11 protein-coding genes are annotated in these 21,763 nt (G+C 53.5%); 2 read left to right on the top strand and 9 right to left on the bottom strand.

All coding sequences use genetic code 11. The features are described 5' to 3' along the window. The first annotated feature begins 213 nt into the window (after window positions 1-213). A complete protein-coding gene (locus tag VMF88_09235) occupies window positions 214-612 on the top strand; it encodes a response regulator (GenBank protein ID HTY11241.1) in 399 nt (132 codons plus the stop codon). Window positions 613-666: 54 nt separating this feature from the next. Here the strand turns inward: VMF88_09235 and VMF88_09230 are convergent, their stop codons facing one another. Together VMF88_09230 and deoC are read right to left on the bottom strand one after the other, a co-directional pair. Then, window positions 667-2,124, bottom strand: coding sequence for a glycoside hydrolase family 140 protein (locus VMF88_09230; protein ID HTY11240.1), 1,458 nt, complete (start codon window positions 2,122-2,124; stop codon window positions 667-669). Window positions 2,125-2,140: 16 nt separating this feature from the next. Next, window positions 2,141-2,860 carry a deoxyribose-phosphate aldolase gene (deoC, locus tag VMF88_09225; protein HTY11239.1) on the bottom strand — a complete coding sequence of 240 codons (720 nt, stop codon included), beginning with the start codon at window positions 2,858-2,860 and terminating at the stop codon, window positions 2,141-2,143. A 132-nt stretch (window positions 2,861-2,992) separates the two neighbouring features. On the opposite strand from deoC, the gene VMF88_09220 reads away from it, so the two are divergent. Beyond that, window positions 2,993-3,943, top strand: a complete 951-nt coding sequence (locus VMF88_09220) for an HDOD domain-containing protein (GenBank protein HTY11238.1) — start codon at window positions 2,993-2,995, stop codon at window positions 3,941-3,943. A 40-nt stretch (window positions 3,944-3,983) separates the two neighbouring features. On the opposite strand, the gene VMF88_09215 is transcribed toward VMF88_09220, so the two are convergent. The 7 genes from VMF88_09215 to VMF88_09185 form a co-directional block, all read right to left on the bottom strand. After that, a complete protein-coding gene (locus VMF88_09215; GenBank protein HTY11237.1) occupies window positions 3,984-4,664 on the bottom strand; it encodes a hypothetical protein in 681 nt (226 codons plus the stop codon). Then, window positions 4,661-5,062 (bottom strand): hypothetical protein, encoded by a 402-nt coding sequence (locus VMF88_09210; protein HTY11236.1) that lies wholly within the window; start codon window positions 5,060-5,062, stop codon window positions 4,661-4,663. The genes VMF88_09215 and VMF88_09210 overlap by 4 nt, the downstream gene beginning before the upstream one ends. Next, entirely contained in the window at window positions 5,062-5,628 is a 567-nt protein-coding gene (locus VMF88_09205; protein HTY11235.1) for an RNA polymerase sigma factor, read from the bottom strand. The genes VMF88_09210 and VMF88_09205 overlap by 1 nt, the downstream gene beginning before the upstream one ends. Window positions 5,629-5,833: 205 nt before the next feature. After that, the gene (locus tag VMF88_09200) at window positions 5,834-10,549 is read right to left on the bottom strand and encodes a hypothetical protein (protein ID HTY11234.1); all 4,716 of its coding nucleotides are present in this window, start codon (window positions 10,547-10,549) and stop codon (window positions 5,834-5,836) included. Between the two features lie 68 nt (window positions 10,550-10,617). After that, window positions 10,618-12,279, bottom strand: a complete 1,662-nt coding sequence (locus VMF88_09195) for a DUF11 domain-containing protein (GenBank protein HTY11233.1) — start codon at window positions 12,277-12,279, stop codon at window positions 10,618-10,620. Between the two features lie 37 nt (window positions 12,280-12,316). Beyond that, on the bottom strand, window positions 12,317-13,429 hold the full coding sequence (locus VMF88_09190; GenBank protein ID HTY11232.1) for a DUF11 domain-containing protein: 1,113 nt from the start codon (window positions 13,427-13,429) through the stop codon (window positions 12,317-12,319). A gap of 31 nt (window positions 13,430-13,460) precedes the next feature. Next, complete coding sequence (locus VMF88_09185; protein HTY11231.1) at window positions 13,461-21,650, bottom strand: fibronectin type III domain-containing protein; 8,190 nt, start codon at window positions 21,648-21,650, stop codon at window positions 13,461-13,463. Between the last annotated feature and the right edge of the window lie 113 nt (window positions 21,651-21,763).

Here is a 21,763-nt window from a genome sequence, read left to right as displayed (position 1 = left end):
GAGCCGCTCATTTGTCTTTCGCGTGAAGACATCGAGAAATAGATGCCTTCAATCACCGATGAGGAGCGATCAACTCCTTGGCAATCGCTCGAATCTAAGATCGTAACAACAGCTGCCAGGCTAAATCTGTTGACATTCCAATTGAAACCCCATACATTTTGAAGTGCAGCAACACAATGTTCGCGCAATACCGACAACCTCTTTTACCGTTCGATGAAGACAGAACAACGCAAGAAGATTCTGATCGTGGATGACGAGCGCCTGACCAGAGCCGTCTTGCAGCATGACATTGTCCTTGCGGGGTACGACGTGATGACGGCTTCGAACGGACAGGAAGCAATGCAGAAAATCCGCGAGATAATCCCTGACCTGATCGTCGTGGATCTCGTTATGCCTGACATGAACGGGTTCGAAATGTGCCGAAAGATCAGGAGTTACGAAGGAACGAAGAAAACGCCGGTCATCGTGGTGAGCGCCCTTCAGAGTCAGTCGGATAAAGAAGAAGCAAAAACGTCGGGAGCCGATCTATACCTTACGAAACCTGTAAGAGCCGGCGAGTTCGTCGGCCACATCAAGAAATTCCTCGGCTCCCCCTTTAAGGCAACTCCGTAGTTCATTTTCGATTCTGTCAAGCGAACCGGCGCCGCGAGGCGTTTGTCAAGACTGTTACTGCAAATTCCCCGGTTTTCCAAAGGCGGCCTTCACATCGTCCCCGACTAAAATCCAATCGCACCCCCGACCGGTTCTCAGCCATTGCAATTCTTTCGAGATGCCCGGCGGAGTAAATTCAATTTCGCCGGAATTTTTGTATTGTCCGATTTCAGTCGATTCACCGTTTCTTGGATTGAACCACCATGCCGTAATTGAGTCCCCCGAAATCCTTCCCAAACGAACCGTTAGAGTGTAGCCGGTCGGGACATACACGAAGAAGTACGAGCGACCTCTGGTGCCGACGCAATGGTTGGAGCCCTCCCCTTCTCCTTTCACAATGAGCGATTGGTCGGGAACTCTTTCGAGCATTGGTCTCGATTCGATCAGGGCCTTTAAGAATTTTAGCTGCGAGGCCCCCTCATCCTTCAATGCCTGCCTCCATGGGGTGTGTACAAAATTTATCCGATCTCTCGTCGAATCATAGAATTGCCATACGGCATTGCAGCCATAGGTGTGTCCGCAGGCGCCTGCAAAAACGGACCAGTACGCGATCTGACGAACATCGTATGCGTTGAACTCACCGTTGTGGTCAAGCCAATTCACAGGGTGCTCCTCATAAGCAGGCTCCCCGTTCAGTTCCGGTTTTGGGTTGGGCAGCGTCCAGTCGGCGTACGATTGTTCAAATGCACGCGTGATGCTGTAGTCGGAATGAAAAGAGGACCACATATTGATGTCGAGCCATGGATCGTTTTGAAACCATATGGATGATGAAGCAAAACAGTGGTACGTCATGAGCGTCGTGGAATAATCCGTCGTGCCGTTGATGTCATTGACGCCGTTCACGCCATCCGCGATTCCCTTCGCCAACGCCCGTTCGAGCGCTATCCCGTTGGCGCGTTCGTCCGGCAATCGATCTCCGCCGAGCACCCAGATGATATTCTTCTGACGACTGTAGCGCTTTCCGACAAGGTTGCCGTACGCGTAGGCTTGAATTTCGGTGTTAATGATCGCTCGCCCTTCGCGAGGGATGACGTATTCTCCCCAACACGGAAGGAGAGCAATATACATTCCGAGTTCAGCGGCTTTGTTGATAATGAAGTCGACGTGGTCCCAATAGCCATATCCATTCGGCCGTGTGGTGTCAAGATTCAGGCGCATGGGATCATTGTTAAAGAGCGGCGTCATTCCGTAGGCGTTGGGAGTGTTCAAACCGTCGAACTCAGACAGCAGCACTGCTTGAATGACATTGAACCCTTGTTCTTTTCTCGTTTGCAGGTAAAAGACGGCCTCTTCTCGTGTGAGCCTGTGAAACAATTCCCATCCGGTATCGCCCAGCCAAAAAAAGGGGGTGCCGTCTTCGCACTGCAGATAATGACCGCCGGAAGAGACCTTAAGCTTTCCGTGATCATACTCGACCTGCGCGATCAAAGACAAAGATGAAAGGAAAATCAATAGTAGCAGCGGATGTTTCATCGTCGTGATTTCAAGTTTATGGTATTCCCCGCTTCCTGGCTTCTTCCATTATTTCCGCTGTGGCAGTGGCTCCGATACGGGTAACGCCGAGCGAGCGGACCCGAAGGACATCGTCAAGAGTCCGAACTCCCCCGGCTGCTTTTACCTGAACGCCGGCGGCACTTGTTTCTCTCATGAGCTTCAGATGACGGTCGACGGCTCCTTTGTATGCATACATTCCATTCGGCTGTTTCACAAACCCGTATCCCGTCGATGTTTTTATGAATGCAACATCATGCACCGAGCATATCTCGCAGAGTCTAATGATATGCTCATCCTTCAGATAATCATTCTCGAAAATCACTTTGAGAAGAGCCTTCCCTTGTACCACCGTATCGTTAACTTCTTTGATCTCCTCAGAAACATAACTCCAATCGCCTCCCAGCACTTTCCCGATGTTGACAACCATATCGATTTCCGTCGCCCCGAGAGCTAGCGCTTCCTTCGTTTCAGCGACCTTCATCGCAGTTGTGCTGTTTCCGTGGGGAAATGTCACGACAGAGCAGATGCCCACGCCGCTTCCCTCGAGCAGCTTTCTGCATTGTTCGATCGCGTATGGCTTGATGCACACTGTTGCAACATGGTATTTCGCCGCCGTCTTGCAGCCCGATGCGATCTCCGCATCCGTCATCGTCGGGTGAAGGAGCGAATGATCGATCAGCTTTGCGAGAGAGGTAAGAGTTAATTTCTGTTCCATATGTTTCCCATGATTCACTTTCACCGGATAATTATAAAGCGGCGAAATATGTAATTATTTCACAGAATAGTCAACGGTTCGGAGAACAACCGCGTAAGCGAACATCTGATCGTAAAACGGATCCCTTGATCGGTGCATTTGTTTCTTGATTATTCTCCCTATTCCTCATACATTTACTCGGTCAATGTTCAATCCTACATCGGAAATCCGTTTATGCGGGACATCCGTACAGAAATAGATGAAATCAACGAGATCGTTCCCTTTCCGGCGGTCATCACGGAAATTCTGACGGCGCTCAGCAAGGATGATGTGTCCACGGGAAAGATCACACGCCTCATCGAAGCCGACCCCGCGCTCACCGCCAACATCTTACGTGCAGCCAATGCGCCGTACTATGGAATTCGCGGATATGTGAAGAACGTTACGAGCGCTATCGCCCTGGTCGGGCTGGACGAGACAAGCCGCCTGCTTTTAGCGTATCATATGAAACAGCGGTTGATCTTTCTGAACATGCAGCAGTGGGGAAATCTCGAATCTCTCTGGAAGCACTCGATCTCAACAGCGGCATTGGCCAGGGTCATCGCTTCACGCTTCAAGTTCAAAACCGGGGAAAAGGAATTCACGGCAGGCCTTCTTCACGACATGGGGAAGCTCGTGCTGATCCAATATTTTCCGGATTCGCTCAGCGTGACCCGCTCGATGATCAAGGAGCTGGGAATGCGCGACGTTGAAGCTGAGAGGCAAACGCTCGCCATCTCGCACACGGAGATCGGGGGGCATTTAGGGACAAAATGGGCGATTCCCCCAGAATTTGTCGAGGTGATGCAATCCCACCACGAAGCCGCGGAAGCAACAGTCGACCCTGTACTGACCGCGGTTGTCCGATTTGCTGACCTTTTGTGCGAGCAGTGGGGACACGGAATCAATGAACAACCGGAGGGATTTTCAATCGAGGATGATGCATGTTGGAATATCCTGAAGGCCGCAGAGCCCTCCTTTGGTCAGAGGGCTCCGGGCGAGGTCGGTCAAGAATTAATTGGGGATTTTGAAAAAAGCAAGGGGCTGATCCAGCTTCTCGCCTAAAGAAACGCTCCATCTTTCCCCTTGCAGCTTCCTGCCGCAGTTAATCTTCTTCTTCCCGCAACTCGTGCTCGACGAACCGGTCCCGTTCGTGCTGCAGCTGACGGAATTGCTCTTTCTGCTTTTCGTTCAGCAGTGATTCAATTTTTTTGTTCGTCTCTTCGAGGAATTCTTCACGCCGTTTCCGCGCCGCCGGCGAGTTTTCCATCCCCGGTCTTGCCTCCTTCATAATTTTGTCGTGCGACGAGCGGATCAACAGCAGCAGGTTTTCCGTCTGCGTGCTGTCGAGGTTCAGTTCGCGCTGCAGCCATTCGGCATACTCGTACGAAAAGGCCATCGAGACTCCTAGCTTTTCATGCGTGCTGTCGCCCGGCTGCGTCATCGTGAGCTCCCGCTCCAGCCGTTGTTCCTGTTCTGGGCGGAGAACGCCGGCAAGCTCGCGTTTCATCGAATCGACGATCACGGCCATTTCGGCCTGATGATGGTCGAAGAGAATTTCGATCCTTTGAGCCGTGCGCTTTGCAATTTCCTGCACCTTTGGCTTTTGCGCGGAGTCCGGCTGGACAATTTCGCCGACTCGGGAAAGGAAAAATTCAGTCCGTTCAACCGCATCGTTCTTTCTCCGATGATGTTTCATCAACGCGCCGCGGCCGACAAAGCCGAGAACGATCCCGATGATCAACGTCGCGACAATAATCCCCGTCACTTTGAGTTTGGCGGTCATTCGAGCGGCGGCTCCAAGGCGAGGATTTGTTCAAGCGTTTGATGCGGAAACCCGAGGGCAGAGTCGAATGAGACGGAATTGTCCCTGCTGATGTTATAGGCGCCGCAAATGATCACAAGGACGGCGGCTCCGATCGCCACGCTGCGGAACACCGAGAGATACTGTTCCATCAACGACGATTCAACTCGGCCGAGACGTTGCACAACCCGTTCTGCAAAGAACGGTTTGAACGAGGGTTCTTTCATTTCCCCCAGCCGGCGGCGAAGCGTGGCAATGTCATTTCTCGCCCGACGGAGGTCTTCCGACGAAGCAAGACCGTCATCGAGACGGCGTTGGTCCGATTCGCGAAGCTTTGAATCGAACGAACGAAGGAGCAAATTGTAGAGATTTGGGTCCATCAAAAATCCTCCTTATATGCCCGTAAAAGGGTTTGTAACTTCTTCTGCGCCCGCTGTAAACGTGAGAGCACCGTGCCGACGGGAATCCGCAGCATGCGGGCCGTTTCCTCAGTCGAATATCCCTGCGCCAGCCGCAGCGTGACGACAGCGCGATACTTCGGAGAAAGCCGCTGCATCGCCGAGCGGAGAATTTCACTTTGTTCAAAACGGCCGGCCCCGTTCTCAGCGGCCGGCTCCTGTAATTCGTTTTCAGTATCAATGCTCTTAAACAGAAACCTTCGCCGTTCGCGCCGCCGCAGCGCGTTCAACGACAAGTTCATTGCAATGCGGGTGATGTAGGTGCCTATCGAAGAATCGCCTCGAAAGCTGTTGAGGGCATTGTAGAACCGGATAAACGTCTCCTGCCCGATATCATCCGCCTCGTCATTCCGCCCGACCATGCCTATCACTGTTGCCGCGACTTTCGCCTCGTAACGCCTCACCAGTTCCTTGAACGCGCCGGCATCGCCTTTGCGCGAGCGTTGCAGCAGCTCTTCGTCAGGCTTCTTTTTCAGGTCATTTTCCAACTAATTAGACAGTCTCGGCAAAGATTTTATTCCGTTCTTTTCGAGCCAATGAAAACGGGGAGAGCAGGAGGTCCCGGGCCGGGAACCACGGGTTCGAGGATCGCACTACAGTTTCACCCATAGGGCGTGGGGCAACTTTTGCGAGCAGAAGGATCTCTGACCACAGCTCTCTCATCAGAAAGAATGGTCAATGAAAAGCCCAACGCTAGTTAGCGGTCGTTGCCTTGGGCGTTCCCTCTTTTCCAGCCAATTCTCTTTCTCGTTTCACAGCATTTTCAAGCAACGAAAGATTGATGCCTTTTACGTAGAGGGTGACCACATTTGAGCGTTCGACGGATGTTTCGCCGAACGCATTCATTCTCCGGTAATAAAGGCTATGACTGAGGCGGACGTTTTGCTCGTCGAACGGGACGCTGACCGCAAATTCCATTACATTCTTCCCTTTTTTGATCAGCTGTGTTACAGACGAAGAATAGACGCCGTTGAACTGCGCACCCGAAATGATCGGAATCTGGTTCAGGGTAAACGCCCCGCTCGTAAAGGAGAAATCTTTCGCAGTTGAATCGACGATCCTTGCGTCCATCAGCGCGGCCGATGGGTTCGAAAAAAGATCGTACTTAAAGACAAGATCGTCCCCGGGGACCACGTAGACCGAATCGCTGAAATCTCTTTCCGAATGCGGAAGGGTCGTCACGAGCGAGATCTGAGACTGGCTTGATCCGGTGTCGCGCAGCACGAGTCCGTTGGTAAAATAATTCTGCACGCGGATCTCCAGGTCGTGCGGTTTCGTTGTCCCTCTCGAATGTTCTTTCATCGCTGTCATCGGATCCTTGCTCGTATCACAGCGGAAGACGCTGCACGGAGTAATGCGAATCGAGTCAAGCTTGATCCGTCTGGACAGAAAATCGACCGCCACGCTCGCCCGCTCTTCGGCAAGTTTCTGCAAGCCCGAGACTACCGTCCCCTGTTTGACCGGCATGTCGGGATATCCCACGACGATGATATCGGCAAAGTGATATTTCTTGATGATGTTGATGATCGGCTGGAAAATCTTCAATGCGTCTTTCCGCAGCGCCGATTCTCCGGGGGCGAACATTAACGACTCGATGGGGTATGACGATTCGACAAACGGGATCCTTTCAACTTTGGTCAGCGTTTTGAGCGTGTCGGTTTGGATCATCACGCTGTCCGAGGTCATCAATTCCACGAGCGAACGGGATTCGAGGCTGGATTGTTGAGCGCCCGACCGCGCGACCTCGACACTGTATTGAAGCGTACCATCAAACAGCGAGGAGCCTCTTCCCAACGTCCACGTCAGATGATTACCGGATACGGCCGGAGAGACTTTTCTCCCGTTGAACGCGGCTGATCCCTCAACATAGCTGAATCCGGCGGGAAGATCGTCGAACACCTGTATCCGCTGCAGCCACGTGCCGCCCGAATAATTGATATGGACGCTGAATTGAACGAGGTTTGATTTGCCTCCCGCTTCACCGCTGCGCATATAGAGATTCCGCGGTGAGCCGCTCCGCAAGGCCGCAGTCTTCCCTACTTTCCCGACCTTCTGTCTGATGCTATCCTTCAGGACCCGTTTTACAAAAAAGTTTGCACGAGCGATCCCGCTTTCGGTCACACGCACAAACCGCGAGCTGGCATCGCCGGCAAAGTCCCGTCCGCCTTTCAGCAGTTCCGTTCTTGGGGGGAGCGAACGTTCATTGACGCGCAGCACGTGCTGCCCGGGTTTAACCTCCGGAAGAGAGAATTTGCCGTCATCGCCCGTCACAACCCGCGTTCCATCCTCCATCCACAGCTCGACTCCCTTGATACCGGCTTCCCCTTCGCTTTGGTATGAATCTCGGTCATCATCATAAAAGACCTTCCCAATGATCAGGCCTTTTTCCGTAAAGACTCCCGGCTGGACGGTGATCTGTTTTTGCGAAGGGGCCGCGACAAAGATCGTCCCGACAGTGTCTTTGGCAGTCGCATACACCGTGTTCAGCCCCTGGCTTTCCATCGCATCCGCTCCGAGCACCAACTGATAGACAAGGATCGAGGTTGCGCCGGCTTTCAACGTATCGCGAGAGGCAGATGCAAGCGTCCACTGCAGAATGGTATTGTTCGACAAGGCCTGGGGTTCAACAGGAACGCCGTTGTATCTCGCCGACCTGGCGTAATACTTGAACGCGTGAGGCAGCTGATCGATGATGGTCAGCCCCTTCATAAGGGTTGGACTGTTGTTCGTGATCGCGACCTGATACGTGACCACATCACCGATCTCCGCGACGGTTTTGTCGGCGGACTTCAGGACCTGAAGATAGGTGGAAAATTGCGTGTTGACCTTGAGAACGACCGAAGCAGACGCGCTGGTTACCGTGACTCCGTTCTTTAAAATGGACGCCGATGTTTGGATCTTCTTCCCTGTTGGAAGGGTGTAATCGGTACGCAGGGAAAGAATGAGTGAATCGACCTTTCCTGGGGGAATGCTGCCGACGTTCCAGACAATAACGCTGTCAACCACCGTCGTATCATTTCCCGGTCTATTTGCAGTCCAGTGATTATAGCGCAGAACGCTTCGGCCTGCATTAAAAACGGAATCGACGATCTTGACCGAACGAAGAGAATCCGTCCCCGCATTGCGGTACCAAATCTCAAATTGAACGCTGTCCCCCGCAACAACGCTGTCCTTGTTCTGAAGGACGAAGTTCTGCATCGACATAAGCGGAGCCGAATGAACCACAGTCAGGGCCTGGCTGCTTTGCCCCGTTATCTGGTTTGAGCTGAACCAGGGACGGTTCATGATGACCGTGCTGTCGGGGACGTTCTTTGCGATCGACACATTCAGCGAGACCGAGTCCGATGTTCCAACGGCAAGGCTGTCCATCGTCCATTTGACGATCCGCTGTGTCGTATCGTATGAGAGCGTCTTGAAAGGTCCCTTCACGCCAGAGATCAATGACGTATACTTCGGCAGCGTATCGGTGAGTACCACGTTGGAGTGGAAGATGTTGCCGAGGTTTTGATACCTGATGACATACCTGATTGTATCACCGGCGGGAGCGGTCGGCTGCGTTGACACTGAAAGCGCCACGGTCACCGTCGGTCGGACAAGAATATTGAGATTGATGGTGAACGTCCCCCCTGAAGTGTCGTAAATGACCGTCGTGCCCGAATAATTCGGAAATCTCACAGTATCTACGCTCACCTGATAAACAGCCGGCTCAAGATTTTCGAATTTAAATCTTCCAAGAGCATCGGTTGTTGTCGACCGGATGCGGCTGTAAACGAACGGCGATGAGATACCCTGAACTTTCTTCGTTCCCGGCCTGCCGGAGGAGGAAGCCGACAGTGAATCAAGAAAGACATCGACCCCTTGAACGGAGATCGGCGAATTGACGTTCGAATACTGGAGCCTTCCAGCAATAGTGTTCAGGATCTTCACTGCCTTGCGGTCAAACAGCGTATCGGACGACATGCCGGATGACGCGGACAAGGTGTCTCCGAACTCATCGATGACAAAGATCTTGAGCGTGTACATCATCACTTCCTTATTCAAAGGAATAAAGAACACTCCGTCGCTCCCTGTGGTGTCGCTTCCCACCAATTGGGGGACATTGTCGAAGACTTCGGCGATCGCTCCTTTATAAGGAAGCTGCTGCATGCCCGATCCTACGCGAGTATAGGCGCGAACGATGCCTGTCACTGCCCCGGGATACATCGTGACCGGGATCGTCCCGCTCAGCGTGCCCGACTGAACCACCCCGGCAATGGCGGTAATGACGCCGTGCTTCACAACATTGTTGACATCTTCGGAAACAAGATACGTGCTGGCGCTTCCTCCGCTGGTAACTGCTGTTATCGATCTAGTGCCATTGTCAAAAAAACCGAGCGTCGTGGTGAACGTGACCGGGATGCCGTCCGGGATCGGGTTGCCAAGCGAATCGGAAACCGCGGCGACGATATCGGAACTGTCACGGTTTGCACTCCCCCAAACATTCTTTTCCGACAACGTCAAATTCATCGCGGCTGGACGGACTGGAACGATCGTCGTAACGACTTCAGGAGCCGTTACCGAAGCAACGGCCGTTGAGTGAACGTTCGCATCGTTCTTCAGTAAACTCATAGCAAGATTGGGGGCGACTTGAACTGTCAAACGAATATTTTGCGCTCCTGTCACCGCCGGAAGCGTTCCAAGGTTCCATTGTACTACCCTCTTGTTCGCGCTGATGCTGGTCGGCGTGATGCTCGCGCCGGCATATGTGCCGTTCGATGAAATCGTGTCGATCAGGATCGTGGAATCGGATTTAACATTGCCCGTGTTCGACACTTGCAGCTGGTAATCAAGCTGGCGCCCTGAGCCGACATACATCAGCGAAGTCGAATTTGTCAAGATCAATCTGGCGAAATTGCCGACAATGAGGTCTTGCGATGCGCCGACCGATTTTCCCTGCCACGTCAAGATCGAACTCATCGGAAGGACCGCTTGCCCGGCAGTTGTCGTGTCGATTTTCAGCTGAACCAGGAACGAATCACGCTTCGCCGAGGCGACATTGAACTCCCTCCAGGAAATCACATTGCCGCTGAGCGTGCCGTTGTTCGAAATGCCCACAACATTCGTTCCCGACGGGGGGAGCGTGCTTTGGATCGTTACCGTGTCTGCCGAAGCATTGCCGATATTCGTGAATACGATCCATACATTGGCGATGTCTTTGTACACGACGTTGGAGTCTTTCAGCGAGTAATGAATCTCGAAGTTAGGCAGACTTCCCACCGTAACGGTGACAGTGGGGCTGGCAACATTGAACGGTACAGTTTTGTACGTATATTTTCCGACCGCCTGAACGGAAATCTGGGTTCCTCCCGCAGTCTGCGCCTGCGCAACATTCCCTGCTACAAACGATAGCCCGATCAGCACGAGCATCATGAGAGGGGCGCTTCGGTGAAAGTCCTCTAGATATTTTTTTAGTCGCGGTATGAACATCTCAATCATGCTTATTTAATTTTCACCTTGAATTGTACCGTGCCGTTTGTCGATTGTTTTAAGCCTGCCGTTTTTATCGACACCGTACCATTCTGGATCGCCGCTGAATCGGGGAGCGAAAGCGCCCCCAACTTCACGCTTCCCGGAACGTACGATGTACTGTCCGGAATTCGTGCCGCAACAGTGTATGAAGTGTCAATATCGGCGTGTCCGTTGTTTGCATACGAGATCGTGTACGTCAGCACGCCTCCCGGCGGCTGCGGCTGGCTGGGGAGCGGCGAGACGGAAATGGCGACCGTCAACACCGGAATGTTCGTCGTGGTTGTCGCTACCATGGACTGGAATTTTGATGAATTCGCGGACGACGTCGCCGTGATCGTCGTAACGTCTTTTGTTTGATCGAACTGAACCATCGGAAGGATCGCAAGGGCAAAAACGTGAACGCTGTCTCCCGAGGCAACAGAATCTACGTCAACTCCGGCTTTCCCGTTGGTATTGGTCAAGGGCACGTCAGCTCCGTCGAGGAGGTGATTGTTGTTGACATCCTTGATGAAGGTCCATGCGAGGGGCTCTGACGATGCTGCCGACAATTCGATGACATCTTTTAGTGCGCCCGTGTTCCTGACGGTGAAATAATATTTCACTGAGTCTTGCGGTTCCTTCGAGTTGGCTGCGCTGTCCGGAGAGATAGACACGCCGTAAGCCGTGCCGACCGTAATTGAACGGCCGTTGCTCGAGACGATGAAGGTATTTGTACCGGCGGTATAGGTGGCGCTGACGATATTATTCAGTACTGTCCCGCTGGTCGTGCTGAGGGGGACGTTTAACGTGATCGTTACTGACACGGAAGCGCCGACGTTTACGGTACCGATGCTCCAAAGAACGGGATTAGCGGTCGAATTAAAACTCCCTTGCGAGCTTGTTGCTGAGACAAAGGTAAAACCGGTAAGCAGGTCGGACAGGCTGACACCTGTCGCCGGGACCGAACCGTTGTTTGTAAACGTAAAAGTGTATGTCACATTCTGTCCGGGAGCCGGGGTTGCGTTGTCGACAGTCAAGCCGTTTCCGATATTGCTGAAATTCACCGTGTGAACGCTTGTCATCAGAATGCTGCCGGCGCTCTTCGAATTGCTGAATTGCGACGTGGCAGTGGCCGTCGTTGTGTCGATCTGATTATTCAACGCGGAATTCCTGGGAACAACGACCCTTGCAATGATCTTAAATGTCGAATCCTCCTTGACAGAATCGGTCGCCGCAATCGCGCCGGCTGCTAGCTCGGCGGCATCAAGAAGCCCGTTGCCGTTGAGGTCTTTGTAGAATAGAACCGTCCATCCTTTCGACGAGATCTTCGAAAGAGCAAATTTATCCGTTCCGTTTCCTGAGTTGGTCACTGTCAGCGCATAATCGGCGTTCACGCTGTCGGAGGAGGTAGTGACTGCTCCGTTCGGCGGCGTGACGTTCACGGCGGCGACCTGCGCAACCGTTACGGATACGAAGTTGGAAAAGGCGCTGTCGGCGGTGACACCGGATATGTCGGTGTAGGTCACTTTCACTCTGCTTGTGATAACGGTCCCCGCCGGCGTCCCCGATGCAAAAGTAGTCGTGGCACTGAACGCAAGGAGAACGGCCGCGGCAAGCCATAGCCGTGCCGACTTCATGACAGGATTTTCCACAATCAACACTCGATATAATGAACCTTTTTTCATCGACTTATCGGACGACGACCTTCATTGTCAGCGTCCCTTCCTCTCCAGGCATGATTTTCTTTGTGATCTTCCAACGGACCAGCGACGGGGCGCCAGCATCGGCAGAGGTTGCCGGTTTACGGTCGATGGTGACCACAGCATCCTTTGATTCTACGGACTTCTCGATCAGGGTGACGCCGTCGGCCACCGGATTCGTAATTTCAGCGTCCTGCGCCAGCGCATTGCCGATGTTACAATAGGAAATAGTGTACGTGACAGTATCTCCCGGAACGGTATTGATAGGAGATGCCGTATTAAAGATAACGAGGTCAGGCTTCGCTTCTTTCGACTCGATTCTCGATGCGATCCTGGCCGCTTGTTCCGAAGCTTTGCCGGCATCGTTCACAGTTGTGCCGACCGCCTCGAATGAAAACAGCGTCGCCCATGTTTTGGCTTTCGAAGCAACGTTCATTGTCTGGACAGAGACCTGTTGAATGTCCCCCGAACGGGGAGCGACATCGACGTTGACAGGATTCAAGGAGGTCATGATGATCGCAGGATAGGTTGCGGAACCGTTTTCCATTCTGCTCGCAGAAAATCCGGCGGTGCCGACCTTCTGGGCGCTGCCGTCGGTCTTCAAACGAAGTACGGCATTCACCTGGGAATCTTTCGCAAGCCTCACTTTGTAGGTGATAACAACTTTCTTTCCGAGAGGTGCAGTGTCGTCGTTGACCAGCTCGGTAGAGACCTGCAATTCTAACCCGTCGGCGCCGGCGCCGAATTGGTACGTCGCGACGTTTCTCCCCCCTTTGTTTTGCGTCTCGGTCTTCGAAGCTCCGGCAAGGTCCGAAGCCGTGATATTTTTTATGATCGTCTTTGTTCCCGCATCGGCAATTTCAAGGACGACGTCGGACAGGGCGTTTTCATTCCGGGCATAAAAGAAGCCAAACCCTTTCATCCCTTTGGCCGCTTTCGGGAAGGCCGCGCTCACAAAAGCGACGGCTCCCGCCTCCTTTTTTGGAGAAACAGCGGCGGTGATCGTGTAGTCTCCCATTTTCAATTGCGATGTCTGAGCCTGGAGCTGCGATTCAGAAATCACAAGGAACAATGCTGCGATAAAAGAAAGAATATACTTCATGGCGTCACTCCTGAAAAATTGAGAAAAGTTCCTAATTGACGGTCGTTTGATAAACTATCTGAGTCGTTGCACCGGCAGCAATAGATGCGATCGTTACCGTGATCGACGTGCCGCTTACCGTGACGGCGTCGGCGTCTGCCGCGTTTGTCATCGCCACTCCGTTCACCTGCACCCCCATGCCGGCACCATATGCATTGGCATTAAATGTCGTGTTGGCCGGGACGGCGGTGTTCAGCGTTATGTTTGTCGCGTTCGCCGTTCCATTGTTCTTTATCGATATCGTGTAGGTCAGAACGTTTCCCGGGATCGGGTTCGGGTTGTTCACGGAATTAGCAATCGCGAGATTTGGGAGGTTCGCGATCGTCACCGGGACTGAAACGTATTCACTCGCGCTTCCTCCATAGTTGATCTGTGCCGTATTGGTGATCGTCTGCGAGGAACCGATAGTAGAATCAGAACAGACCCGGAATGTCCTCGTAAGAGATCCGTCGCCTGCAAGCGAAAACGCCGGCCATGTGATCGTACCCCCTTCAAGGTTCTTTCCCGTCAGCACCTGTCCGGACACGGAGCCGCTGTTGCTGATGCTCCCGGGGACGAGAATGAAATTCGCCGGCAGCGGATCGCTGACGGTAACGCTCGACTTGGTAATTTTGTATGGGTTGAAAACAGTGACAGTATAGGCAAGCGTATCGCCGACTTTCGGACCTCCCCCGCTCAGGTCAACGAACGTTTTCGAAGAAGCGCTCGCCCCGATGGCCCAGGAAGGGCTGAAAGACGTGATCCCCGTTGTTTCGACATAATTGTTAACGGAGTCATGGCTCGTGCCTCCCATATTCACCCATGCACCGCCCGTGTATTCCCACAATTTCAACAATGTCTCGTCGAGGCTGTTCGTTTCAATATTTTCATAATGCAGACGAACGGTTGCGGTAAAACTTCCGCCGGTGTTTGAAATAGTCACCGACCGGTTCACCGGCATCATGATCGTATTTGACGGAGCTGTCTGGGAAACTGTCACGGTCACAGAACTAGGAACCGAGCCGGCTGTAAATGTAATCAACGTATTTGGTCCTTCAAATGCATACGCGGTCGACAATGCAAAGGCCTGTGTCCGCGTAACGGTACCCAGAACAAGTCCGTTCCCCGTTCTGGCCGTTGTTATTGTCACGGAATTTGCTCCGGTCTGCATCGTGCCATACAACATGTTCAAGGTACCGACATTTATGTTGTTATTCAACGTGACAGCGGTTGCAGAATCATGTTTATTGACGTTCAATGTGGAGAAGGCCGTTGCACCGCTGATCGCCGCCGAAGGAACGCCCCCAAATTCCACAACAGAGTTCGATGGGGTGAACGATCCGTTATTTGTCCAATTCCCGAAGAGAACAACCGTTCCGGTTCCCCCCGCCCCGGTCGCGCCGTTGTTAATGACCAGATTTCCCTTGACGCTGTCTGTTCCCGTGAATGTTTTTGCCGAAGCGCCGCCGTTCGTCAATACGAGATTGTTATAGGTAAATGCGGCGATATTCTGCGCCGCCGCACCGTTATATTCGAAGACCGTTCCGGCGGATTGATAGCCCCCGGTGCCGGAGAAGGTCGCAGCCGGGCTGAATGTGCCTGCAACATGAATTGTGTCCGTTGAAGAAAGGGTCAATGTGTTTGTGCTCCGCGCGCCGCTGATGCGAAGCGAGTTGTAGGCCATGCATGGGACGGTCTGCGATCCGGCGCCGTTGTAGTCGAAAATTGTACCTGTAAGGACGTACCCATAATTGCTGCTGAAGGTTGCAGAGGCCGTTAACGTTCCCGCGATATGAACCGTGTCCGAAGCCGAGAACGTGATATTGTTTGAACCGCGTGCGTTGATGATCGAAAGATTGTTGTACATGATCGCTCCAACGAGCTGAGCTGCCGAGCCGTTGTATATGAACGTATTTCCGGTATTGACCCATGAGCCTGTCGTGAACGTCGCTGAATTTGTAAAGCTGTCGGCAACCGAAATTGTCCCGGGGGCCAGGGTTAGATTGTTGGTCGTATGGGCGCCGCTTGTCGAGAGGTCATAATAACTGTACGCAGGGATCGTTTGCGCGCCCGTTCCGTTGAAACCCACCTTTCCCCCCGTCAACGATATCGTACCCGTAATCGACGGAAAGGCGGTTTGCGTAAAAAGACTTCCCGCGGACATTGACAAATTGCCGGCCACGGTCAGCGTTCCTGTGGTCACCGAGAGTTGAATTCCGCTGTTCGATATCGTTAAACTTCGGCACGAGTCGGTTGCAGTGACGCTGTTAATGATCGCAGTAGTATCGAGCACCACATCGTTCATCGATGTGGGCACGCTGTTCAGGCTCCAGTTTGCCGCGGTGCTCCATTTCGTGTCCCCGCCGATCCCCGTCCAGCGGAAATATCCTTGGACCTGGCCCACAGCGAAATCGCCGAAGTCTGTCGGTCCCAGCCCGACTGATTGAGTGCTTGAAGACGTTCTGGCAGAAGTATTTGTACCGTACCAGAGAGGCGAACTGTATCTTCGAATAAAGAAGTAGCTTGTGTTTGCCGTCGGGTCGAGGTCTGACGATGCGAAGTTGAGTGTAAGAGCATACGTTGTGAAGGTCGTTCCCAGATCGGCGATCGTCCAGTACCGGTTTGCATCGCTTGTTTGATCAATGCCCGAAATCTTTAATGCTGGATGTTCGCTGCCGACCGTGGATGCGACGATGTACCCTGCAGCTGAAACGGAGGCAAACGTCAGTCCGATCGGCGCGTACGTGGAAGCATCGCCGACATGCATGGTCAGCGTGACGGGAGACCCTGTCGCAACATACATTTTCAGATTCCCGTACACATGCCTCGGCAGACCGGTGACTGCCCGGCTGACGGCTCCGCCGGAAACGATCACCACGGAGTCGGCAGCCGTAGTAATAATGCCGCGTGTCAGCGTCAGCGTGCCGCCGACATTCAGATTTCCTGATGTCGTGATCCCATATCCGTCATTCAGTTCCACATTCGCGAATGTCCCGCCGCCCGATACTACGTGCGCGGACGCGCCGCCGCTCAAATAGATCTCCCCCGATCCACTCTTGTGAACGGCACTATTCGCGATGTTTCCGTTCACAGTAAGAATGAAGCTGCTGTCCGAGAGGACCCCCGACGTGATGGTCAAATTGCCCGCGACCGACACAGCTCCGCCCAGCCCCTTCCAACTCCCGCTCGTTGTCAGGTTATTGAATGCGAACGCCGGGATCACCTGGCTTGATGTTCCGTTAAACGCCACGGTGCTGCCGGCAACCACGTGTCCCGTTCCCGTCCCTTGAGTAAATGTTCCGGCAATGGAGAGAGTCCCAGAGGATGGAAATATCTTTGAAAAATTACTGAACGTCAGATTTCCGTAACTGCCGATGATCAAGCTTTGGCCGTTTGATGGCTTGCTATAATTCACCGTCCCCGTTGCCGCGCTTGTGAGCGATCCGGCCCCGACGACGACAAGATTGTTGATCGTAAGGGTCACAGCGGCATTAACGTTGAACGTACCGGACGTCAAATACAGCGAGTCGGTCTGAGTCGCGTTGGTCAGGTTGACGCCCGCCCCATTATTGATCGTCAGCTTATTCACGGTGGCGGGGAGACCATTGCCGGTGCTTTGTAGGGATGAACCGTTGTAGACGTAGCTGGCTCCCGTGTTGTATGCTCTGCCGGTCGTCTGGACGTTGCCGGTCGCTCCGCTCGCAGTTATCCCATTGGTCGAACCAATTCCGAGAACCGCGCCGCTCGATAGTGTAAAGGTCCCTCCTCCGATAATGCTGCTTGTGCCGACATAAAGCGTAGCGCCGCTGTTGACGGTAAACCCAATGCTGTCGGTGGTTGCGATCGTTCCGCCTGAGGTATAGCTCTGTATACCGGTCCCATTAAAAACGATCAATCCTTTGCCGCCCGTGTTCGTTGACTTTCTGCTGATCGTTCCGGAAGTGAAGGAAAAATTCCCGCCCACGTTCATCGTCGACACGCCGCTAAAATTACCGCCAGCCGCCGTTCCCTTCATCCGGAGAGTACCGCCGCTCATCGAGAAATTTCCTGCGATGCTAACCGTCGGGGCCCCGTTCCCGGTAGAGAGCCCGAAAGTGCCCCCGGTTTGGGAATAATTTCCTCCGATCGTTGTGGTCTGACTCTGTGTGGCAGCAAGATCCAGCTCGCCCGTTCCAGTTGACGTCATAGTAAAATTGCCTGCGATCGTCGTCAGAACCCCCGCTATGCTGATCGTTGCAGTTTGACTCGCACAATTCCAGGTGAAGTGTCCGAAGGTCTGTGCAAAATTTGCCGGAGTACCGTTCGTAACTCCTGTGAATTGGCAGGTGGAATTTGGATCCCAGGTGGCTTTGATATTCGCTGTGCTGTTGGTGTTGTGCGTGTACACGCCGCCGCTGGCCACGGTGATCGTCGCCGTTCCCTGTGTAATGGTTCCGGAGTTTGTCAGCGTTCCGAGGGTCGTAAGGTCTGTGCCAGCCCCGTCATGCAGTGTGAACGTTTGGCCGCTGTTGATCACCAGCGTCGCGCCGGCATCGATCTGCAACTGATCCGCATTCGTGCTCGCCGTCATCGTGACCGTGTACGGGCTTTGCAGTTCTATCGATTGAACGGTACTGTCCGGTACAGCGGCAGCGGCAACCCAAGAAGTACCATTATATCTCTGCCATGTTGCTGTGGCATTCCAGTTTCCCGTTGCAACCGACCTGTAGGAGTTCGTTGCCGTCGTGGCGACGTTTCCTATTACAAAAGATGATCCTGACGCATAGATGCTGTTCATCCCTGTTGCTTGAGTGGACGTCCCCGTTCTCGTCCCGACCCCGGTGAGGCTCCACGCTGCGTCGAGTTTTCCGACAATAAACGTTCCCGTTGTAGAGCCCGCATCGATATCGCCCGCCGTGAAATCGAATGTCGCCTTGTAGGTCGTGAACGCGATGCCGTTGTTCGAGATCGTCCAATACCGGTTCACGCTGTGATTCGGGTCGACGCCGGAACTCGCTATTGTGGGATTATCCCCCGCCGTGACCGAACAGGTAAGATTACCGGCAGCGGTCACCGAGGCAAAAGTAATTGTGTCCGGAGCGAAAGTCGCAGCGTCGCCGATCTCGAACAAACGAAGGACATTACTTCCCGTCGAAAAATTCTTTTCGAGATTGCCGTTGACATGGCCGCTTGTCCTGCTGACGCTCGCTCCGGCCGAAATGATTACCGTATCCACGGCGGAAGTGGTGATGATGCCGTTTGTAAACGTCAATACTCCGTTCACCGTCAGGTTATTCGAGAGCGTCGCGCCGTTTGCATCATTGAGGATTAGGTTGGTATAAGTTCCCGTCCCTGACAACGAATGTGCAGCGGACCCCGCAATGAGAGTGATATTGCCGGATCCCGTATGCGCATTATTGTTTGTAACATTCTTAGCTACCCGAAGACTGAAACCGCCGTCGGCAAATATCGCTCCGGAATTGATCGTGAAGTTTCCTAAGACGGTATCTGCGGTCGACACAGACAGTGTTTTGGTCCCGCTGGTGCTGACGTTCAGATTATTGAACAGGAACCATGGTATGGTTTGCGCACCCGAGCCGTTGAAATCCACCGTGCTTCCGGTAATTGTATGCCCTGCGGCAGTACCGGGTGTAAAAGCGCTGGCGATCCCAACAGTTCCGCTGGATGGAAGCGTTTTTGTAAAATTGCTGAATATCAGGTTCCCGTAATTCGCTGCGATCACCGATTGTCCGGCCGAGCTTTTGTTATAGGAAACAGTTCCGGCGGCGTTGGACGTCAGCGTGCCGCTGCTGGCGACGCCGCCGTTCAGCGTCAGCGTGTTTGAGGCGACCGCAAATGTCCCCTGCAAGATCTGGAAAGAATCTGCGACCGTCGCGTTCGTGCTTGCTGCGAGGGACACGGAAGCAGAATTGTTTATCGTCAGCTTATTGAAGGTTTCCGCGCTCGATGTCTTGCTGATGGTCTGGGCAGATGTTCCGTTAAAAATCGCCGCGGCGGTCGAAGGGGCGAACGTTCCGGCATCGCTCCATAGACCGGCAACGCTGATGTTGAAGGTGTTGGCGTTTAGGGAGTTTCCCAAATTGATGGTGATATTATTTTTCACGGTCAGCGAAGTGTCAAGCCTCGCGGTCACCGTTGGCGTTGTTCCTGCAGCAAGCAAATTGTAGACGGGGGAAATAGTTTTCACAGCAATGGTATCGCTGCTCGACGTTGAAGCATCCCCGATCTGGAGGGTACCGCCGGTCACTGAATACGTCGACCCCCCCGTGTTGAGGAACCCAAGGTGCGAGCCGCCGGAGTGTTTGATGATGATCGTTCCGCCGGTCATCTCGAAATACGAGCCTGCGACGGTCATCGAGAACGGCGCATCCGTTGTGCTGGTCGATCCGATGGTCGGGACATTCAACACCCCGCCGGACATCGTAAAGCTTGTCGTCGTGAAGCCATTATAGGGAGCAAACCTTCCGGCAATGTTTAACGTACCTCCCTCGATCGTAAACGTACCGCCGTCGGACATCAGCCGTGCATCCGCTGCGTTGCCGATCGTCAATGTACCGCTGCTGACGCGCAGCGAACCGGCGACGATGAGGCTGTCCTGGATCGTCACCGCCGGCGAATTGCTGTAGAGCCATAACCCCGCCGACATCGGAATCGCGACATTTCCCTGGAATGGAGTGATGGTAGCTCCCGTTGAAAGCCTGAATGTTCCGTTCGACAACGTCAAAAAGTTTGCAACAGTGTCCACGAAATTCGTGGCCGAAACGTCGAGAATATTCGAGCTTGATGAACCCATATTCAGCGTGATCTTTCCGAAGCGGGTCGTCCCTCCCCCCTCAATATTTTGAGCGCCGTTCCTGTTGAACACAACGACGCACCGGCTCGCCGGGCCTGTTTCCATATTGAATGTTCCGGAGTTCAGGATGTCTCCCGAGACATTGATTTGATGTGCAGTTTGCGAAAAAGCGCTGTTCACGGCGAGGGAAGCCCCCGAATTGACCGTGATCGAACCGTTGACCGTCAGCGCCCGCGCTGTCGCACTGTTGCCGATAATCAATGTGGCGCCGCTGCCTCCTTGTCCGACAGTTACGCTGTTCGCCGTGTTGCTGCCGTCAAGTGTGACTGTCGTATTATCGGCGATGATCACATTTGCGGTTGACGCCGGCACGATGCCGCCAATCCATGTCGATCCGGTATTCCACGGACCGGTCTGCGCCGAGATCACATTCGGCGCCGGGCTGGTCGTCTGACTTCCTGCCAGCGCGTTACTGAGTCTCCCCTCCGTTACGGCGTACACTTTCCAGTAATACGTCGTCCCCGCAAGCAGGCCTGTCTCCGTCGATGATGTGGAGTTTGCAGCAAGTTGGTGGATAAAGTTATACGTCGCACCGCCGTCATCGGAGCGATAGATCACGTATCCGACTTCGTTGTTGGCATTGTCCGTCCAATTCAAATTCATCGACGTAAGCTGCACGCTCGTGAATGTGAGGTTGGTCGGATCGGCCGGCGTCGGCGGGGTGAACGTGAGCATAGAATACGAAGCTGGGAGAGTCGCCAGGCTGTTTTGAACAGTGTTATTGAACGTCGTCGTGTTCTGGGTTTGTTGAATCAGTAATTCCGATGCCGCCGGCGTGTTGCTCAAACTTGGGCCGTTGATACCGAGGGTGTATGACCAGGTGAAGCCGCTACCGGGGCTCATCGACCCGTACAGGAATTCTATGACTCCGGTCGATTCGAACAGCTTCACCTGAAAATTCGTATTCGAGCTGTGATTAGGCCACTCGGACATGTTGAGCCATTCGACCGTCAACACTCTGTTGGGAGCGGTCCCGGTCGTAAGGTATTTAATGCTGTTTCCGAGCGGGTCGACTTCCCCCTGAGTTGTGAGATCATAATAGAGAGGGGCGATACCGAGGACCGTTCCTCCGGATTGTGAATTAGTGCTCAAGTCCGCGTCATATGGGCCGTACGGACGGGAAGCTGGACCTCCGTCAAATGTCGCCGAAGACAGGTCCATAAAACCGTTTGTTGATGCGCTGAATTGGGTATAGCGGACGCCGTCATACCAAAAATCAAAGCCGATGTTGACAGGATAGCTCCGGTTATCGTCCTGATTTGAATTGCCTGCAGTATTGTTCCTCCAAGCCGGGAAGGCATTCCCCGTTGCCGAGTCCGACGAGTAGATAATCCCGGTCGTACGGGTCACCGGAGCGTAGTTCGCAATACTTTGTGCACGGAGTGATATGCTGGCAAGGAGAAGCATTCCGCTCAACAAAAGAGCTAACGGTCGAAATCGCCCATTCGGACGGTGGTCCTTAG

The sequence above is a fragment of the Bacteroidota bacterium genome (genome assembly GCA_035506275.1).
In the GTDB taxonomy this organism is placed as follows: domain Bacteria; phylum Bacteroidota; class Ignavibacteria; order UBA10030; family UBA8401; genus JAGVPT01.
This window is presented reverse-complemented; position numbering and strand designations above follow the sequence as displayed.